General features: G+C 69.8%; 21 protein-coding genes. 9 read left to right on the top strand and 12 right to left on the bottom strand.

Going from position 1 to position 17534, the window contains the following annotated elements:
• Positions 1-27: 27 nt before the first annotated feature.
• Both IF11_RS0117280 and IF11_RS0117275 read left to right on the top strand, forming a co-directional pair.
• A complete protein-coding gene (locus IF11_RS0117280) occupies positions 28-2664 on the top strand; it encodes an alpha/beta fold hydrolase (RefSeq protein WP_078490738.1) in 2637 nt (878 codons plus the stop codon).
• On the top strand, positions 2661-3521 hold the full coding sequence (locus tag IF11_RS0117275) for an ABC transporter permease (RefSeq protein ID WP_030352497.1): 861 nt from the start codon (positions 2661-2663) through the stop codon (positions 3519-3521). Before IF11_RS0117280 ends, IF11_RS0117275 begins: the two co-directional genes overlap by 4 nt.
• Positions 3522-3588: 67 nt before the next feature.
• On the opposite strand, the gene IF11_RS0117270 is transcribed toward IF11_RS0117275, so the two are convergent.
• On the bottom strand, positions 3589-4251 hold the full coding sequence (locus IF11_RS0117270; RefSeq protein WP_240627637.1) for a helix-turn-helix transcriptional regulator: 663 nt from the start codon (positions 4249-4251) through the stop codon (positions 3589-3591).
• A gap of 386 nt (positions 4252-4637) precedes the next feature.
• Here IF11_RS0117270 and IF11_RS0117265 point away from each other — a divergent pair, with 386 nt between their 5' ends.
• Entirely contained in the window at positions 4638-5099 is a 462-nt protein-coding gene (locus IF11_RS0117265) for an anthrone oxygenase family protein (RefSeq protein ID WP_030352495.1), read from the top strand.
• Between the two features lie 119 nt (positions 5100-5218).
• Here the strand turns inward: IF11_RS0117265 and IF11_RS40190 are convergent, their stop codons facing one another.
• On the bottom strand, positions 5219-5929 hold the full coding sequence (locus IF11_RS40190) for an ATP-binding protein (RefSeq protein WP_157848439.1): 711 nt from the start codon (positions 5927-5929) through the stop codon (positions 5219-5221).
• Between the two features lie 136 nt (positions 5930-6065).
• On the opposite strand from IF11_RS40190, the gene IF11_RS0117255 reads away from it, so the two are divergent.
• From IF11_RS0117255 to IF11_RS0117245, 3 genes are all read left to right on the top strand, one after another.
• Positions 6066-6926 (top strand): helix-turn-helix domain-containing protein, encoded by an 861-nt coding sequence (locus IF11_RS0117255; RefSeq protein WP_030352493.1) that lies wholly within the window; start codon positions 6066-6068, stop codon positions 6924-6926.
• Positions 6926-7159 carry a DUF397 domain-containing protein gene (locus IF11_RS0117250; protein WP_030352492.1) on the top strand — a complete coding sequence of 78 codons (234 nt, stop codon included), beginning with the start codon at positions 6926-6928 and terminating at the stop codon, positions 7157-7159. Before IF11_RS0117255 ends, IF11_RS0117250 begins: the two co-directional genes overlap by 1 nt.
• An 84-nt stretch (positions 7160-7243) precedes the next feature.
• Positions 7244-8062 (top strand): SAM-dependent methyltransferase, encoded by an 819-nt coding sequence (locus tag IF11_RS0117245; protein WP_030352491.1) that lies wholly within the window; start codon positions 7244-7246, stop codon positions 8060-8062.
• Between the two features lie 94 nt (positions 8063-8156).
• Here the strand turns inward: IF11_RS0117245 and IF11_RS0117240 are convergent, their stop codons facing one another.
• Positions 8157-9116 carry a phosphotransferase enzyme family protein gene (locus tag IF11_RS0117240; protein ID WP_030352490.1) on the bottom strand — a complete coding sequence of 320 codons (960 nt, stop codon included), beginning with the start codon at positions 9114-9116 and terminating at the stop codon, positions 8157-8159.
• A gap of 444 nt (positions 9117-9560) precedes the next feature.
• Here IF11_RS0117240 and IF11_RS0117235 point away from each other — a divergent pair, with 444 nt between their 5' ends.
• On the top strand, positions 9561-10013 hold the full coding sequence (locus IF11_RS0117235) for a hypothetical protein (protein WP_240627638.1): 453 nt from the start codon (positions 9561-9563) through the stop codon (positions 10011-10013).
• A gap of 133 nt (positions 10014-10146) precedes the next feature.
• Here IF11_RS0117235 and IF11_RS42110 read toward each other — a convergent pair whose 3' ends face one another.
• The gene (locus IF11_RS42110; protein ID WP_051746003.1) at positions 10147-10542 is read right to left on the bottom strand and encodes a fasciclin domain-containing protein; all 396 of its coding nucleotides are present in this window, start codon (positions 10540-10542) and stop codon (positions 10147-10149) included.
• Here IF11_RS42110 and IF11_RS42105 point away from each other — a divergent pair.
• Positions 10529-10879, top strand: a complete 351-nt coding sequence (locus IF11_RS42105) for a hypothetical protein (protein ID WP_051746002.1) — start codon at positions 10529-10531, stop codon at positions 10877-10879. The genes IF11_RS42110 and IF11_RS42105 overlap by 14 nt on opposite strands.
• A 221-nt stretch (positions 10880-11100) precedes the next feature.
• On the opposite strand, the gene IF11_RS0117225 is transcribed toward IF11_RS42105, so the two are convergent.
• The 3 genes from IF11_RS0117225 to IF11_RS0117215 all read right to left on the bottom strand — a co-directional run bounded on the left by IF11_RS0117225 (position 11101) and on the right by IF11_RS0117215 (position 14545).
• Positions 11101-12348, bottom strand: a complete 1248-nt coding sequence (locus tag IF11_RS0117225; protein ID WP_240627639.1) for a lysylphosphatidylglycerol synthase transmembrane domain-containing protein — start codon at positions 12346-12348, stop codon at positions 11101-11103.
• A 67-nt stretch (positions 12349-12415) separates the two neighbouring features.
• Complete coding sequence (locus IF11_RS0117220; protein WP_425315194.1) at positions 12416-14017, bottom strand: amidohydrolase; 1602 nt, start codon at positions 14015-14017, stop codon at positions 12416-12418.
• A 177-nt stretch (positions 14018-14194) separates the two neighbouring features.
• On the bottom strand, positions 14195-14545 hold the full coding sequence (locus IF11_RS0117215) for a hypothetical protein (protein WP_133243233.1): 351 nt from the start codon (positions 14543-14545) through the stop codon (positions 14195-14197).
• An 861-nt stretch (positions 14546-15406) separates the two neighbouring features.
• On the opposite strand from IF11_RS0117215, the gene IF11_RS0117210 reads away from it, so the two are divergent.
• Positions 15407-15661, top strand: coding sequence for a helix-turn-helix domain-containing protein (locus IF11_RS0117210; protein ID WP_030352484.1), 255 nt, complete (start codon positions 15407-15409; stop codon positions 15659-15661).
• Positions 15662-15679: 18 nt separating this feature from the next.
• On the opposite strand, the gene IF11_RS40900 is transcribed toward IF11_RS0117210, so the two are convergent.
• The 5 genes from IF11_RS40900 to IF11_RS0117185 all read right to left on the bottom strand — a co-directional run bounded on the left by IF11_RS40900 (position 15680) and on the right by IF11_RS0117185 (position 17449).
• Positions 15680-15871, bottom strand: coding sequence for a hypothetical protein (locus IF11_RS40900; protein ID WP_133243332.1), 192 nt, complete (start codon positions 15869-15871; stop codon positions 15680-15682).
• A 43-nt stretch (positions 15872-15914) separates the two neighbouring features.
• The gene (locus IF11_RS40895) at positions 15915-16412 is read right to left on the bottom strand and encodes a glycine-rich domain-containing protein (RefSeq protein ID WP_030352483.1); all 498 of its coding nucleotides are present in this window, start codon (positions 16410-16412) and stop codon (positions 15915-15917) included.
• Between the two features lie 95 nt (positions 16413-16507).
• A complete protein-coding gene (locus IF11_RS40890) occupies positions 16508-16669 on the bottom strand; it encodes a hypothetical protein (RefSeq protein ID WP_157848438.1) in 162 nt (53 codons plus the stop codon).
• A 190-nt stretch (positions 16670-16859) separates the two neighbouring features.
• A complete protein-coding gene (locus IF11_RS42720) occupies positions 16860-16982 on the bottom strand; it encodes a hypothetical protein (RefSeq protein WP_276311384.1) in 123 nt (40 codons plus the stop codon).
• A complete protein-coding gene (locus IF11_RS0117185; RefSeq protein WP_478212552.1) occupies positions 16979-17449 on the bottom strand; it encodes a DUF7848 domain-containing protein in 471 nt (156 codons plus the stop codon). Before IF11_RS0117185 ends, IF11_RS42720 begins: the two co-directional genes overlap by 4 nt.
• Between the last annotated feature and the right edge of the window lie 85 nt (positions 17450-17534).

Raw genomic sequence — 17534 nt, 5'->3', positions numbered from 1 at the left:
GGTCCGGGGCCCGTTTAGGGTTCAAGCATGGAGCTACGAACCCCCCGCCGGTTTCGGCTGCGCGCGCGATGGCTCGCGGGCCTTGGCGTCGCCGCCGTGCTCGTCGGAGCCGGGACCTGGACCGCCGTCGCCTCGGACGGTGCGCCCGCCGTGCACCGTACGGACCAGGTGCTGTCGATGGACGGCGCCCGGATCGACACCTCGTACTTCACCGCGGGCAGCGGGCGCCGGCCGGCCGTGCTGGTCGGGCACGGCTTCGGCGGCAGCAAGGACGACGTACGGACCCAGGCCGAGAAGCTCGCCCGGGACGGGTACGCGGTGCTGACCTGGTCGGCGCGGGGTTTCGGGAAGTCCACCGGCGAGATTGGGCTCAATGACCCCGATCACGAGGTTAAGGACGTCTCCCGGATGATCGACTGGCTCGCCGCCAGGCCCGAGGTGCGGCTCGACGCGAAGGGCGATCCCCGAGTGGGGGTGACCGGCGCCTCGTACGGTGGCGGCATCTCGCTGCTCGCCGCCGGTTACGACAAGCGGGTCGACGCGATCGCCCCGCTGATCACGTACTGGAACCTCGCCGACGCGCTCTTCCCCGACGGCGTCTTCAAGAAGCTCTGGGCCGGGATCTTCTTCTCCACCGGCGGTGGCTGCCAGACGTTCCAGAAAGAGCTGTGCGACATGTACCAGCGGGTCGCGGTCTCCGGCACGCCGGACGCGGCCGCCCGCAAGCTCCTGGAGGAGCGCAGCCCGTCCGCCGTCGGTGACCGTATCGATGTGCCCGCGCTGATCGTCCAGGGCCAGACCGACTCCCTCTTCCCGCTCGGCCACGCCGACGCCATGGCGAAGGCGATCAGCGCCAATGGCGCACCCGTCGACGTCGACTGGATGGCGGGCGGACACGACGGTGGTGACCAGGAGAGCGGCCGGGTACAGAGCCGGATCACTTCCTGGTTCGACCGCTACCTCAAGGACGACAAGGGCGCGGACACCGGCCCCGCGTTCCGCGTCAGCCGGACCGGAGGCGTCGACTCCACCGACGGGCAGGCCCTGTTGCGGGGCGCGAGCAGCGACCGTTACCCCGGCCTGGAGAGCGGCACCATCAGCGTCCCGCTCAACGGCGGCACGCAGACCTTCGCCAACCCGCCGGGCGGGAGCCCGCCGGCCATCTCCGCCGTGCCGGGCGTCGGCGGCGGACTCTCCCAGCTCTCCACGCTCGGCGTCGGGCTCTCCCTCGACTTCCCCGGACAGCACGCGCGCTTCGACTCCGCACCGCTCGACCGGTCACTGCGGATCACCGGCTCGCCGACCATCCGGGCCACCGTCACCTCCGACAGCGGTGACGCGGTGCTCTTCGCCAAGGTGTACGACGTCGGGCCCGACGGCCGCCAGCAGGTGCTGCCCTCGCAGCTCGTCGCGCCCGTACGGGTCGAGGACGCGCGCAAGGGCAGGACGGTGGAGCTCACGCTGCCCGCCGTGGACCATCAGGTCGTCCCGGGACACCGGCTCCGGGTCGTCCTCTCCGCCACCGACCTGGGCTATGCCTCACCGGCCGCCCCGGCCACCTACCGGGTCTCCGTCGACGGCCCGCTGACCGTACCGACCGTGCCCGCGCTCACCACCGGATCCACCGCGCTGCCCTGGTGGACGTGGGGGCTGCCGGCCGCCGGTGTACTGATCGCGGCCGCACTGCTGCTCACCGCCCGGCGCCGCACCAGCGCGCCAGCGCCCGATCCCGCGCTCGCCGAGGTGCCGCTGCGGATCACCGGGCTGACGAAGCGGTACGCCGGGGCCGCCGACCGCTACGCCGTCCGTGATCTCTCCTTCCAGGTCGAAAAGGGCCAGGTCCTCGGTCTTCTCGGGCCGAATGGTGCCGGCAAGACCACCACCCTGCGCATGCTGATGGGGCTGATCAGCCCCGACGCGGGCGAGATCCGTGTCTTCGGACACGCCATCAGGCCGGGTGCTCCGGTGCTCTCCCGGGTCGGCTCGTTCGTCGAGGGCGCGGGCTTCCTGCCGCATCTGTCGGGCCGGGCCAACCTGGAGCTGTACTGGGGGGCCACGGGCCGGCCCGCCGAGGACTCCCATATCGAGGAGGCCCTGGAGATCGCCGGGCTCGGCGACGCGCTCGCGCGGGCCGTACGCACGTACTCGCAGGGCATGCGACAGCGGCTCGCGATCGCCCAGGCCATGCTCGGCATGCCGGATCTGCTGATCCTCGACGAACCGACCAATGGTCTCGACCCGCCCCAGATCCGCGAGATGCGGGACGTGATGATCAGGTACGCGGCCGGGGGCCGGACCGTGATCGTCTCCAGCCACCTCCTCTCCGAGGTCGAGCAGTCCTGTACGCATCTGGTCGTCATGCACCGCGGGCAGCTCGTCCAGGCCGGCCCGGTCGCGGAGATCACCGGCGCGGGCGACACCCTGCTCGTCACCACCGCCGAGGAGGTGCCGGAGCCGGTTGTCGAGAAGATCGCCGCGCTGGCGGGCATCGGCTCGGCGGTCCGCACGGACGACGGACTCGGTCTGCTCGTACGGCTCGACGGGGCGAGCACCAACGCCCTGGTCACCGAGTTGATCCGGCTGGACGTCCCGCTGACGGGTGTCGGACCGCACCGCCGCCTGGAGGACGCGTTCCTCACCCTCATCTCAGGAGGCTCCGCATGAGCGCGCTGATGGAATCGGCCCCCGGCTACCGGGCCCGGCGCACCCTGCCGCTGCGGGTCGAGGCGCTGCGGCAGCTGAAGCGCAGACGGACGCTGGCCATGGGCATCCTGCTGGCCGTGCTGCCGTTCGTGCTCATCGTCGCCTTCGCGATCGGCGGCACCCCGGACGCCGGCGGTCAGAACGGCCGGGTGACCCTGATGGACACCGCGACCGCCTCCGGCGCCAACTTCGCGGCCACCTGCCTCTTCGTCTCCGCGGGCTTTCTGCTGGTGGTGCCCGTCGCGCTGTTCCACGGGGACACGGTCGCCTCCGAGGCGAGCTGGTCCTCGCTGCGGTATCTCCTCGCCGCGCCCGTGCCACGGGCCCGGCTGCTCTGGAGCAAGCTGGCGGTGGCGCTCGGCATGAGCGCCGCAGCGATGCTGCTGCTGCCGCTGGTCGCCCTGGCGGCGGGCACCGCGGCCTATGGCTGGGGGCCGCTCGAACTGCCGACGGGCGGCTCCCTGGCCACCGCCGACGCGGTGCCCCGGCTGGCACTCGTCGTCGCGTTCATCTTCGTCTCCCAACTGGTGACCGCCGGCCTCGCCTTCTGGCTGTCGACCAAGACCGACGCACCCCTGGGAGCGGTCGGCGGGGCGGTCGGGCTGACGATCATCGGTAATGTGCTGGACGCCGTGACGGCGCTCGGTTCCTGGCGGGACTTCCTGCCGGCACACTGGCAGTTCGCCTGGGCGGACGCGCTCCAACCCCAGCTGGAGTGGAGCGGCATGGTGAAGGGCACGGCGATTTCGGTGACTTACGCCGTGGTGCTGTTCGCGCTGGCTTTCCGGGGCTTCTCCCGTAAGGACGTTGTTTCCTAAGGGCTTGCAGGGAATCAAGGTGTTGCTTCCCTGCAAGCCCTTAGCCAGGGCTAAGGATGTACAGGGCCTAGATCCACCCTCTTCGAGCCGCTTCCGCACCCGCCCGGAAGCGGCTCGTCGTGCCGAGGGCGGTGAGCAGATCGCCCACCCGACGGCTGTACGTACGGCTGGACATGCCCAGCCGTGTCGCCGCCGTCTCGTCGGTGAGCCCGGCGAGCAGCGCCTCCAGGACGGGCCGTAGATGTCCCGGCAGCCCCCCGGGCGAGGGGAGCGCGGCGGTCGGCAGCTCCTCGCCCGTGTCCCACCACGTCTGGTGCGTACGGACCAGGGCTTGGACGACCACTGGATCGCGGATCAACAGCAGCCCGTGGTAGTGGAGTTGGAGATCGAGCGGGACCGCCGCGACCGAGCGGTCCACCAGGATCATCTTGAACGGGATGGAGTCCGTCTGTCTGGCCCGGCCCGGCAGGTCGCGGGGGAGTGGGTACGAGAGCCCGGCGAGCCCATGGCGCGGCACGATCCTGCGGACGCCGACCGCGCTCGACCGGCCCCGCGCTCTGCCTCCCGGGCCGCTGTCATGCCAGCTCTGCTCACCCGCCGCCCGCACACAGGCGCCCGCGAATTCAAGGAACTGCTCCGGAATGCACTGCCCCAGACAACTGCCCGGGTCATCGAAGATCAGCAACTCCTGGCGGGCGGAACGGACCAGGGCGGTCAACGTCGCCGTCACCTCCCGCACACCCTGGATCGGCCGGCCGGGCGGATGGGGCGTGTCCCCCACGTCCTCCCGCGCTCCGCCCACCGGTAATGTCGACCTGTTGAGCACAGAACCCGAAACCTCTGCCACGGCTGACCACCCCCGCCATCCCCTCGGAGCCGTACGCCACTCCATGTACGCACATCATTGCTCACCGTGACAAGTGCCAGTACGGAGAGTGGCGACTCCATGCCAGAGCTTCCACAACCGGCCCATACTCCCGCAGTCTGGGTGATCGGCGGCGAATGGCGGTGCCTGATCGGCGATCGATCGGCGTGATCGAGAAGCGCTCAAGAGCGTGATCGAGAAGCGCTCAAGAACCCCGCCCTGTCAGCCTTTTCGTGCGCCATGATGTGCGCATGGCCACTCTGCTGCTCGCTCTCGCCGCGATCTCCACGGGTCTGTTCGCGGGGTATTTTCTGATCTTCCAGACCGGCATCATGCCCGCCCTGGGCCGGCTGAACGACGAGCAGTTCGTCGCGGCCATGCGCCGGGTCAACGAGTATGTGCCCCGCCCGGTCTTCCTGCTGACCTTCCTCGCCGTGGTGGCGTTCCCGGCCGCGGCGCTCGCCGTACCCGTCGACGGGCGCTCGGACACGCAGCGCTGGCTCCTGGTGGCCGGACTGGTCTGCGCCGTCCTCAATCACCTGGTGACCATCGGCGGCAACGTCCCGCTCAACAACGCGCTGGCATCGGCCACTTCTTCACCCGACAGTGTGGCGCGCGCGGCCTTCGAGTCCCGGTGGAACACCTTCCACCTCATCCGCACGCTCTTCTCCGTCGCGGCCTTCGCGCTGGTGGTCGGCGCCGCGCTGTCGTGAGCCGCCGCGGGCCGGGCCGAGTCCGGCTCGGGCCGGATCGGCCCGGCTGAACCGGCCCGATCGGCAGACCCCTGTACTGCCGGTCGGGACCGGCGACAGCCCTCGGCCCGACGTTCCGTTCAGACGCCGGACCCGTGACTCAGCGGGAGCATCGCCCAGACCGTGCGCCCCACCCCGCCCTCGCGGGATCCGACGCCCCATGCCTCGGCCAGACTCTCCACCAGCAGCAGTCCCCGCCCGTTCTCCGCGCGGGAGTCGGGGCTGCGGGGGCTGGGCGCTCCGTCCCGCGCGCCCTGGTCGTGGACGTCGAGCCGTACATGCTCGGCCAGGAGCCGCACCTCACAGCTGATCAGCGCGCTGGCCGTGTGGAGCACGGCATTGGTGAACAGCTCGGAGACGACGAGGACGGCGACATCGCACAGATCCGTGTGCAGTCTCCACCGCTGAAGCTCATCACGGAGCCAGTGCCGCGCTCTGGCGACGGAGTCCCGTCTGCTGGGGAGCGTGAAGGCGCTTCTGTACGCCGCGTGCCGGCCGTGTTCGCGCACGTCGTGTCTGTGCGCGTCGTGGCCGTGCGCGCCATGCCCGCACGTGTCGTGCCGGTACGCGTCGTGTCCGTACGCCTCGTGCCCATACGTCTCGTACCCGTACGCGTCATGACCGTAGGTGTCGTGACTGTGCGTACGCGTACGGAGGCCGGGGCCGGTTCCCTCGTCCCGTCGGCTGACCGAGGCACACCAGGCACCCCAGGGGTGCCGAGCACGCGCTTGTAACTCCCCGGCGAGGGGCTGGGGTTGCTTGTGTGCACGGTGATCCGTGATGTGAGCCACGCGTTCACTATGAGCGCTGGCGGTCACAGGCCGCAACCGATCGTTCTGATAATTTCACAATGCTCCACATCTCTCTGGATAGAGCACCACTCACCTGTCAGACTTTGTGAGATGAGTCGACGTCAGGAGACCCCGCATGAGTGAGGCTCGTCCGGGAACCGCGCCCACCGTCCTGCGTATCGTTCTGGGCAAGCGGCTCGGGGCGCTCCGCGAGAAGGCGGGGGTGTCCCGTGAGGCGGCGGCGAAAGTCCTGGATGTCGCTCCGCTGACCATTCGGCGTATGGAGAATTCCGAGGTCAGCCTCAAACTCCCCTATGTCCTGCTGCTGTTGCGGGCGTACGGAGTCACGGAGAGCGAGGCCGAGGAGTTCGCCGAGCTGGTCAAGGGCGCCAACAAGCCCGGCTGGTGGCATCGCTATCGGGACGCGCTGCCCGGCTGGTTCAGCGCGTACATCAGCCTGGAGGACCAGGCCAGTCTGATCAGGACGTACGAACCCCACTATGTGCCGGGCCTGTTGCAGACCGAGGAGTACGCCCGCGGCGTGCTGCGGGCGGGCGCGCACCGTAACGCCGAGGAGCTGGAGCGGCGCGTCGCGCTGCGCGTCAAGCGTCAGCAGCTGCTCACCAAGGCGGACGCGCCCTTTCTGTGGATTCTGATGGAAGAAGCGGTCCTGCGCAGACCCGTCGGCGATCCGGAGGTGATGCGGGGGCAGGTCGACCGGCTGCTGGAAGCCACCGCGATCCCCAACGTCACCTTGCAGATCATGCCGTTCGCGATCGGGCCGCATCTCGGGGCGTTCGGACCGTTCCATCTCTTCCGGTTCGATATACCCGAACTGCCCGATGTCGTCTACACCGAGAATCTGACCGGCGCCGTCTATATGGATCAGCGCCCCGATATCGCCGCCTATCTGGAAGTCCTGGACAATATGTCCGCCCGGGCGGCACCCGTTGACGAAACCAGAGCTTTTCTCCTAGGGATACGCAAGGAGCTCTAATGCGGGAGATTTTCAACGGTATGCCGGCCGACGAACTGGGAGCCGACGGCTGGGAGAAGCCGTGGAGCGGTCCCAACGGCGGCAGTTGCGTCGAGACGAAGAAGGTGGACGGCGAGCACGTGGCGATCCGCCAGTCCGCGGATCCGTCGGGGCCGACCCTGATCTGCACCGCGGCCGCCATGGCCGACTTCGTCGCGGGCGCCAAGAATGGTCTCGCCGACTTCCTGCTGTAGCCGCCATCCCCCCCGCCGGGCGCGCCCCACTACCCCCCAGCCTCCCCAGCAATCCCCCCACGAGTCAGAAATGGACGGCCCCGCATGACGGACCTCGACCACCCGTCGGTAGACGAGATCGACACCACCAAGCCCCACCCCGCCCGGATGTACGACTTCTACCTCAACGGCAAGGACTACTACGAAGCCGACCAACTGGCCGCGGCCACCGTCGAGTCGGTCTTCCCCACCGTCAAGATCTGCGCGCAGACGAACCGTCACTTCATGCACCGGGCGACCCGCTGGCTCGCGTCCGAGGCCGGCATCCGGCAGTTCCTGGACATCGGTACGGGTATCCCGACCCGGCCCAACCTCCACCAGATTGCCCAGGAGGCCGCCCCGGACTCCCGTGTTGTGTACGTCGACAACGACCCGATCGTCCTGCGGCACGCCGAGGCCCTGATGCGCAGCACGCCCGAGGGCCGTACCGCGTATATCCACGCCGACGTCCGGGACCCGAAGAGCATCATCGAGTCGGAGCGGCTGCACCGGACGATCGATCTGACACGCCCGGTCGCACTGTCCCTCAACGCGCTGCTGCATTTCGTGCCGGACGAGTTCCGTCCGTACGAGACCGTCGGGTGTCTGGTCGACGCGCTGCCCTCCGGGAGCTACCTGGTCCTCTCCCACTGCACTCCGGACTTCGCGCCGGAGATGTGGGAGCGGGTGATCGCCGTCTACCACCGCGGCGGTATCCCCGCCCAGGTGCGCTCCCGGAGTGACGTGCTCCGTTTCTTTGACGGGCTGGAACTCGTCGAGCCCGGCCTCGCGGTGCCGCACCGTTGGCGCCCGGAGGACGAACCGGGGGACGGCGTCACCGATGCGGCGGTCTCGATCTACGCGGGTGTGGCGCGCAAGCCGTAGCGGCGGCGGGCTCCACGCGCGCGCCGTCCGGGCGTACCCGTACGCCGTCCGGTCGTACCCACGCGCCGGCTGGTCGTGCCCGTACGCCGTCCGGTCATACGAACGTGCCCCAGGCGCCGCTCTCCAGGCGGGCCAGCGTACGGAGCCCCCGGGCCGTGACGTCGTGTTCGCCATGGTCCGGCCCGTACGCGAGACAGCTCGCGGCGTCGAGCGCCGCCAGACACGGCAGCGCTTGGCGCTCGGCGTCGCTCAGCGGGCGGCCGTACCCCTGGAAGAACGCGGCGCGCAGATCGTCGCGGTCCTGCCAGGGGCCGCAGGCGAGCCGTACGAAGTCCTGTACGGCGGGGGCGTACCGGGACCGCTCGAAGTCGATGACGGCCAGCTGTCCCGATGCCGATTGTCCCGGTGCCGGCCATGCCGACGCCCGCTGCCCCGGCACCGCCGGGCCGGTCCAGAGGGCGTTGCGCTCCTGGGCGTCGCCATGGATATGGGCGGGGGCGAGCAGATCGGTCAGTTTCCGTACGTGGTCGGCCGAGCGGCGTACGAGCGCGCGCCGGTTCTCGGACATCAGGTCACCGGCGCGCGCGAGGTGGTACTCGGCGTCGTCGGCCAGCCGCTCCAGCGCGCCCCGGGCCTCCCGCCGGCCGGCGCCCGGCATCTTGTCCGTGCCGTGCAGACGGCGCAGCAGGGCCCCGAACTGCCGGTGCGCGGAACGGTGTTCCGGTCCCGAGAGGGTCAGCCGCGATACGGGGGTGCCCGGCACCGCGGTCAGCAGCAGGGCGAGCTGCCGGGCGTCGGTCTCCACGAGCCGCGGGGCGCGGCCGAATCCCAGGGCGGGTACGGCGGATTGGTACCCGAAGGTCTCCCGTTCGTACAACGCCGCACTCGCCGACTGCTTGATGAAGAAGCGCCGGCCGCGGCTGCCGGTGACATCCCAGACCCGCGAGGTCTCGCGCGGATGTGACGCGTCCCGTACGGCGGAGAGGGGTCCGACGACGCGTTCCGCCCATACCCGCAGCGACGGCGGCAGGGTCTTGACGTGACCGTGACTCATGCGCCCCACCTCGGTGACGGTCGTGATGACAGATCCGCGACGGCCGCGACAGGAAGCACGGGAAGCACGGGAAGCACGGGAAGCACAGGGAGTACGGGAAGCACAGGAGGCGCGGGGAGAGGGACGGGAGCGAGACGGGCGGGGGCGGGAACAGGTCGCATGATTCCTCCGGAGCGCATGGCGTTGGGGTGGGCGCCCGGACAACGTCCCTGATCAAGGACGTGTAACGGGGCGGGCCGGGGGAATCATAGAACAGATGTTCGATCGATTGCGGACCGCCACGCGGCTTGATCTGCGCCGTTGACGGCCCTGAGGCGGAAACGGGAGGCTCGGCGCGACAGCGTCCGACCGGACGAGTTCCAGCACCACCGTGGACCTTGGGTCAGCTTCAGGGGAGAGGCGGAGAACATGGTTGAGCGGAGATTATCCCGATGGGCGTCGGCGGTGGCGTTGATCGCCGCCGGGGCGGTCCTGTCCGTCGGCACGGCGGGAGCGGCCCAAGCGGCGGCCGGGGCACCAGAGGCGCCGGTCGCGCGCGCCGCCACCTCGGACAGCATCGCGTTCAGCAGCGATCCCACGCCGGAGGAGCAGGAGCGGCTCCGTCAGATCGCCGGCGCCATCTGGAACGACTCGCTGGCCGCCGGCTGGAACATGAACAGCGATGTGGCGGCCATCCTCTCGACGGCCACCGGCGAGATCCTGAAGTGCTCCGAGGCCTTCGCCCTCGTACCCCGGCCCGCGGGCTTCATTCCGGGGCTGGGCTATCTCGTCAACTACTGGAAGAATCTGCGCGATTACTTCCTCGTGGTCGCCAATGACCGGACGTATGGCGCCTGTGTGAAGGCGACCGCGCTGAATTACCGCTCCGCCATCGAAATGGCCTCGGCGGGCATCTGACGCGTCATCATCACGACGAAAGGGGCGGGCCCGCTCGGCGGGCCCGCCCCTTTCCGTTACGCGATTCCGCTCGCCGCCTCCTCTCCGGTGTGGAATGGGGGCGGCACGGCCTGCGCGCTGCTTCGGTGACGCGCTACTTCGGCGTCAGGACGGTGTCGATGGTGTACACCGTGGCATTCGCCGTCTTGATGTTGCCGCACAGGATCTTCGCCGTGTCGTTCACCTTGAACGTCCGGTCGGATCCCGAGGTGGAGAGGGTCGTGCCCTCCCAGGTCGAGAAGACGCCGTTGGGGAGCAGATCGGGGGCGATCTTCTTCTCCGCCACGTGGTACTTCACGACCTTCCTGAGCTGCGCCTCGTTGTTCTTGATCTGGTCGAGTTGCGCCGTCGTGAGCTTCTTGAACGCCTCGTTGGTCGGCACGAAGAGAGTGACGTCCTTCGCGGTGTTCAGCCTGCTGGTCAGCCCGGCCTTCTTCACCAGGGCGACGAACGTGGCGAAGTCCGGGTTGTGTGAAATGGCCGTCGCCACCGGCTCCTTGGCCATCTGGGCGAAGCTGCCGGTGCCGGTCTTCGGGATCGACGAGCAGCCAGGACCGAACGGGACGGCCGCGCTGGGCACCGCGGTCTTGCTCGGCGAGGTGGAGGGGCTGGGCGAGGTGGACGTGCTCGGTGACGTCGACTCGCTCGGCGACGCGGAGGTGCTCGGTGACGTGGACCCGCTGGGCGACGTGGGCGTGCTGGGTGTCACGGGCGCGCTCGGCGTTGTGGGGGTGCCGGGCGCGGAGGGGTCCGCGAAGGCCTGGGGTGCCGTGACACCCAGGGAGACCGGGAGGACCACCGCGGCGGCAGCGGCCACGACGGTGTGACGCATGCGGGAGGACTTCATGTTTCGATTCCTCTTCCTGTGGGAGGAGGGCCCCGGCTCGGGCCCGGGAGGCGTCGATGGCGGCCGGGGCGGCCGATCCTGCCGGTGGCGCGGGATGCCGGACGGGGAGTTGTCACCGGTCCGGCCTGTCGTTCGGTCAAGCCACCGCATAAAGCGTAGCCGCACTGGGTGGAATTGAGCATCTTGAGAGGTATGCCCAGGTCAGGCGCGGCTGTCGGGGGTGGATTCGCCGTCGGGCCCCTTGTCGGAGAGGGACTCGGGGGCGGACTCGGGGGCGGACCTGGTGTCGGATCCGGCGTCGGGCCCGGTGGTGTGGCTGGTGCCGGGCCTGGTGGTGGGGCCGGTGTCGGGCCCGGCGGTGGGGCTGGTGTCGGCATCGGGTCCGGCGTGGCCACGGCTCAGCGTCAGTCCGAGCCCGCTCGCCCAGCCGACCGGCTGGAGCACCCAGTAACTCAGCACCCGGTACAGGAGGGTGACGGCGATCGCCTGCTCCGCTCTCAGCCCGTACAGCACGAGCAGCGCTGTCAGGCTCGTCTCGACCACGCCGAGACCGCCCGGCGTGAGCCGCAGACTTCCCGCGAACTGCGTCAGCGCGTACGCCGCGAGAACGCCGTGCCACGGTACGGCGAGCCCGAGACTCCACACACACGCGACCAGACACGCGAGGTCGAAGCCCCAGTTGAGCACTGCCAGTGACGACGGCCATAGCCACGGGCGTATCCCCGGCCTGGTGGTACGGACCTGACGGGCCAGATGCGACAGCGCCTGCTCGATGTCCCACAGCCGCCGGGAACGCAGTCCGATCCGCCGCCACACCCGACGGGCCCTGCGCCTTACCCGGGGAAACCGGAACAGGCCGGCCGCCACGCCCACCACCAGAACCGCCACCGCGGCGAGCCCGATGACCACGGGCCGCACCCCGGCCACCGGGCCCGATGAACCGGCCGCCAGTACGCCCGCCATCAGGAGTACGAAGAGGCTCAGCCCGGACAGCAGCCCCGCGACCACCAGTACGGTCCCGGCGAGGACCTGCCCCGCGCCCCGGCGGCGGAACTGCCGGAACACCCACGCCGCCGCGAACGCCGCCCCACCGGGCAGCGCCCCAGCGATGGCGTTGGCCGCCAGCACGACGGCGCCGACGACCCGCAGCCGGATCCGCGCACCGCCCGCGCTCAGCAGCCAGTGCTGCACGGCCGCCAGACAGGCCAGGGAAGCCGCCTCGAACCCGGCGGCGACCAGCAGCCTGGGCAGCCGGACGTCATCGATGAGATCTACGGCGTTGACCAGTTCGTGGCGCCGGGTGAGCGCGACGACCACGGCGGCCGCCACCAGCAGGGCCGACACGGCCCACCAGAGCGGACGTACCGACGCGACCGCGGCGACCGGGCCGTGTCGCGAGGCCGGGGCGTGGCGCGAGGCCCCCTTGTGCCCCCCGGGGCGGCCCGCCACGCTCTCCACGATACGACCCGGCCGGCTCTCCGGCCCTGCCCGTACGCGCCGTCACCAGGGGCGGGGCTCAGGCGGCGAGATGGGTCCAGGCACCGGCGAGCATCGCTCCGTACACCGGCATGTCGCGCAGCACGGCCAAGTCGGCGGTGAGCGGATCCACGTCCACGACCACCAGATCGGCGCGGTCCCCGACCCGTACGGAACGGCGTCCGCGGGCCGAGGCCGCCAGGGCCTGCGCGACGGACAGCCGCTGTTCCGGGTGCCAGGCGGGGCGGGCGTCGTCGGTACGGGCGACGGCGTTCGCGATGCTCCGCCAGGGATCGAGCGGCGCCACGGGCGCGTCGGAACCCAGCTCCAGCGCGGCCCCCGAGGCGAGCAGATCCGCGAACGGGAAGGCGCGGTGCGTACGGCCGTGCCAGTACCGGTCGGCGACATCCCGGTCGTCCACCGCGTGCGTGGGCTGTACACCAACGGTGACGTCCAGAGCCGCGAAGCGCGGTATGTCCTCGGGACGCAGGAGCTGGCCGTGCTCGATCCTGCCCCGGCAGCGGACGGCTTCGAAGGCGTCGAGCGCCATCTCGTTGGCGCGGTCCCCGATGGCGTGGACCGCGGGCTCGATACCGTGTGCGGCGGCCCGGCGCATCACGGCGGTCAGCGCCTCGGGAGTGACCTGGGCGAGCCCGTACTCCCCGGGGCCGCCGGACGGCATGCCGGGATACGGGTCGTGGCACAGGGCCGTTCGGGTGTTCAGTGAGCCGTCGGTGAACAGTTTCAGCGGGCCGGTCTCCAGCAGCCCGCCGGGGACCTCACGCAGCGCGACGCCGGTACGCAGCCCTCTGCCGATGGCCGCGTCCAGATGCTCGGGGTAGACGGCGGCGGCCACTCTGACCGGTATCGGGGCCGGTATCGGTATCGGGGGCCGGGTCGGTGTCGGTATCAGGAGGCCGGACGTATCGCCGCCGACCGCGGCTGTAGCCGCCGGACCGGTTGTCATCCGGCGGGTCCAGTCGGTGACGTTGTCCGCGTACTCGAAATCCAGGATGCCGGTGATGCCGCGCCGTGCCGCCGCGGCACACGCCTCCCGGACCCACGCGTCGCTCATCTCGGTGGTCACGGACGACAGTTGGGCGGTGGCCCGGAGGCATTCCTCCTCGCGCAGCAGCCCGTTGGGGTGGTCGCCCCTGCCGAGAAGCGCGAGCCCGGGGGAGTTGAGCCAGGCCGAGTGCAGATCGGCGCTGACGAGGAGCACCGGGTGGTCCGGGAGCACGGCGTCCAGCAGATCCTTGTGGGGTGCGTCCGGCCACAGCCCGTCCCGGAAGCCGTAGCCGACGAGCAGTTCACCGGGGCCCATCGACGCGGCCCGTTCCCTGGCGACCTCCGCTGCGGCGCGCGCCGAGCCTGTGCCCGCCAGATCGAGACGGCGGCGGGCGACGGCCCACTGGACGATATGCACATGCGCGTCCCACAAGCCGGGCAGCAGCGTACGGCCGTCGAGATCGACGTCCGGCCCGCCAACGCCTCGCGGTGCCGTCACCGTGCCGCCGGGGTGGATCTCGCTGACGCGCCCGCCCTCGATCCGTACGTCGCACATGGGGCCGCCGGCGCCGAGCCGGACGTTGCGCAGGGTACGGACCGCGCCGTACGCCGTCGCCGTCTTCTGCCGTATCACTTGTGATCCTCGCTCTCCCTTGTCTTCTTCGTCTTTGTCTGATCGCGGGTACTGCCGGAATCGCCGGAATCGCCGGATCACCGGGCACCTGACACCCGGTGATCCAGCACGGCCGTGGAGGCATATCACTGAAGTGTGCCGCCGCGGCCGCATATGTTCAGTGGTTTCCCGGAACCGTCACAGACAGTTTGGAATTCCGGGGGTGAGATTTTCGAGCTTGAATCCGACGATCCACCTGTCCGGCTGCCCCGCGAGCTGGTACCAGGTGTGTCCGCCGCCGCGGCTCTTGCACTTCAGATGGACCGTCTCCGTGTTGTAGATCAGCCCCCACTCCTCGGCGTTCAGGCGCTTGGCCTTGTGGACGTTCGCGTTCTCCGGGCCCTTGATGACGCCGGTGTACTCGACGTGCGGCTCGCCGGAACCGGAGCCGGAACCGTCCGTCTGTACGGCCGAGGCGACTCCCGTACCGCCGACCGCGAGTACGGCGAGAACCGCGAGAACCCCTGCCTTGCCACGCAATCTACGCATGCTTCCCTCATTCCTTGGCGGGGAATTTCCCCCGCCCTTTATGGCACCTCGGAAAGCACGCGGGGAAGAGGGGAAGAGCGCATGTCATCCGTACGGGTCCGCGATATCGGTGAATACGGCGTTCACGCGAGAAGAAAGCCCCGGCGCACGCCGGGAATCAATGTGACATATGGCATTTCCTAGCCAGAGGAATATGTAATCCGCTACGCATAATGTGATTTCATTCGCCACAGAGGGGGATTCCTCCTCGGCCCGCGCCCGCGCCCGCCATCCGGCCGGCACGGCCGACGCGGTGGTACCCAGCTGCGGGGTCCCGTACCGGCCGAGCGATGAAATCCACCGCCCGGTCGGGCAGTTCGGACCGGTACCGGTGCTTACGTCAGCGCTACGCCAGGCCCGCTAGGGTGCCTCGGACCTGCGGAAAGGCCCTCCCTGAGGGAGGGCCGTGCACCGCGCGTAGAAAAGCGCCCCCGGCAGGACTCGAACCTGCGGCCAAGTGCTTAGAAGGTATGCGTGTCTGAGCGATGTGCTGACCTGCGTTTCCCCTGCTCCGCTTGAACCAAAGTAGGGAAAGGCACTTGGCCTATCTCTGTGAACTTTGACGGAGAACCGATGGTCCGTACTTCATCGCCCTGCGCTCCAAGACGGAGCGCAGGGCGACCCAGGGACGTCGGCTCCACCATCTGGGTGGATCGGCTGACCTCGCGCGAGATGCCTACCGTTGCCCCCTCGGTCCGCCGCGGTGTTGGGCGGACATTCAGGGTGGGGAGTCGCCCGTGGCCGATACCCCTAGTGATCAAGATCAAACATTATGCGATGCATCGTAAAGACAAGTGATCTTGCGGCGGGGAACGTGGGCAGGTGCCATCTCCCCGCCCGACCGAGCGCGTGCTCGCCCGCCGACGGGAGATCGGCGATCAGATCCGCGCCGCACGGCTGCACGCGAACCTCACCCAAGAGGCGGTTGCGCTGCGAGCCGGAATGACGCTCGCGCAGTACAACCGGATTGAGCAGGGTCACTCGTCTCCGTTGCTCGACACCCTGATCCGGATCGCCGACGCGATCGGCGTGCCCCTCGCGCACCTTGTGAGAGAAGAGCCCCGGCCGGCGCCGTGACGCCGGCCGGAGCGGTATTCAGCGGCCCGTTGTGTACGGCGCCAGGGTCGTCGGGTCGACGACGATGACGAACGGGTCACCGTACGGTCGCTTCGACCAGCCGCTGCGTCGCTTCGGTTCACCGGCCGCGGACTTCGCGGTCCGGTAGCGGGCCATCACCTCGGCATATCGCGGGTTGATCCACTCGCCCATGTCGGACTCGTTCTCCATCCTCTGACGGTAGGGCCGCCGGAGTGCCCGGCGCTATGAGACGTCAGTTCGGGCCGGTGTTGGAGCAGTCGCCGGTGCACGATCCCTCGGGCGGCGGCGGGGAGTGCTCGCAGCTGGCGGCGACGGGGATGCTGGTGTCGCTCGGGCCGGTCCACATGGCGGGTACGGGGGTGTAGCCGGCCGCCGAGATCGCGGCCTGGGTGCGGGCCAGGGCGTCCGGGTCGTGGCGGCCGGTGTCGGGGGCCTCGGGGACGTGGTGGACGAACAGGCCGAGTCGCTCGGCCAGCTTCGCCTTGACGCGGGTGTGGAGGATCAGCGCGTGCCAGCCCTCGTCGACTACGCGGGACGGCTTGAGGCGGGCTGTGGGGTGCGCGGCGCAGGCGGCCTCGAACTTCAGGGCCTCCAGGACGATCGACTCTGCGACGCTCAGAGCCATGCCGGGGTTGTTGAGCTGGACGGTGGCGCTGACGGCCGTCAGCTCCTCGGCGGTGAGCAGGTCGCGGGCGTCCCGTGTGACGGGTGCCTCGGTGGTGATACTCATGGGGTGCCTCCTGTTCTGGTGGATGGGTGGTGCAGCCGCTCCGGCCGGTCTCCTTGCTGGGATACGGCCGGCCGGGGCGGGGGTCAGCGGGTCCCCTACTTCTTCTTTTTGGCCTCCTTGTCGGCTGCCCGCCGCTCCGCGCGGTTTCCGCTCGGATCCGGCGTCGCGGCCTTGGCCGACTTGTCCTTCCGGACGGAGACCCCATCCGAGGCGCCAGCGGTGCCGACCTTGCGTTTGAAGTCGACCAATTCGTTCATCCTCCGGTACCTCTTGGACTGCCTTTTGCAGTCCGGTTCTTGGGAAGCGCCTGGGGCCGGCGCCCCCTCGCCCACACGTCGCGTGCTGTGCGCGGGGAGTTTTATCGGGGCAGGACCGACGGCCGTGACATGCGCCGGCCCTGCCCCTGTCCGCACTCCCACGGGGGCGGGGAATGCGGAGTTCTGTGTGTCAGTCCCGGACCAGCCATGCGGCGGTTGCCAGGACCATTGCGACGAGCGACACGATCAGCAGCCACACGCCCGCGCAGCACCTTGCGATCGTCGTGTACGCGTCCTTGGTGTGCTGCGTCACGTCGCCTCCGGCGGAGGGTCGTCGCGGTGGACGGATAGGTAGTGGGCCACGATTGAGTGCGGGATACTCCCGCCGGCGCTGACGAAGAATCCATGCAGGTTCGCCCAGTCCCGCACCCGGCGGTTCCAGTCGGCACGCTGATGGCGCACGGATTTCGGTCCCGCACCGTCCCGCGTGCGCTCGATCAGGGTTTCGACGTCGCCGAGGTCCCGGCCGCCCCGCCCTGTCGCAGGGGCGGCACGCCACACGGTTCGCTGCGTAGCTATGAAAGTCCTGTGATCGGGGTGGCGACCGGTATGCGTCAGCGCCCAAACCTCCGGCGCCACCCGGGATCCGATCGACGTGTCCGCCGATTCCTCGCACGTCTCGCACTGCGCGTCGTAGACGATCCGATGCGTCGCGCCGCGCTCGGGATCCGGACTCAGCAGCCACCGGACGGACCGGAGGAGGATCGACTTATTCGTCATCGCCACCCTTTCCGTCCTTCCGGTGGCAGGGGCAGGCGCAGTGACGAGTTTCGATGGCCGGCTGGGTGGTGGTCTGCCAGGGCAG

Source organism: Streptomyces scopuliridis RB72 (assembly GCF_000718095.1).
GTDB lineage: Bacteria > Actinomycetota > Actinomycetes > Streptomycetales > Streptomycetaceae > Streptomyces > Streptomyces scopuliridis.
This window is presented reverse-complemented; position numbering and strand designations above follow the sequence as displayed.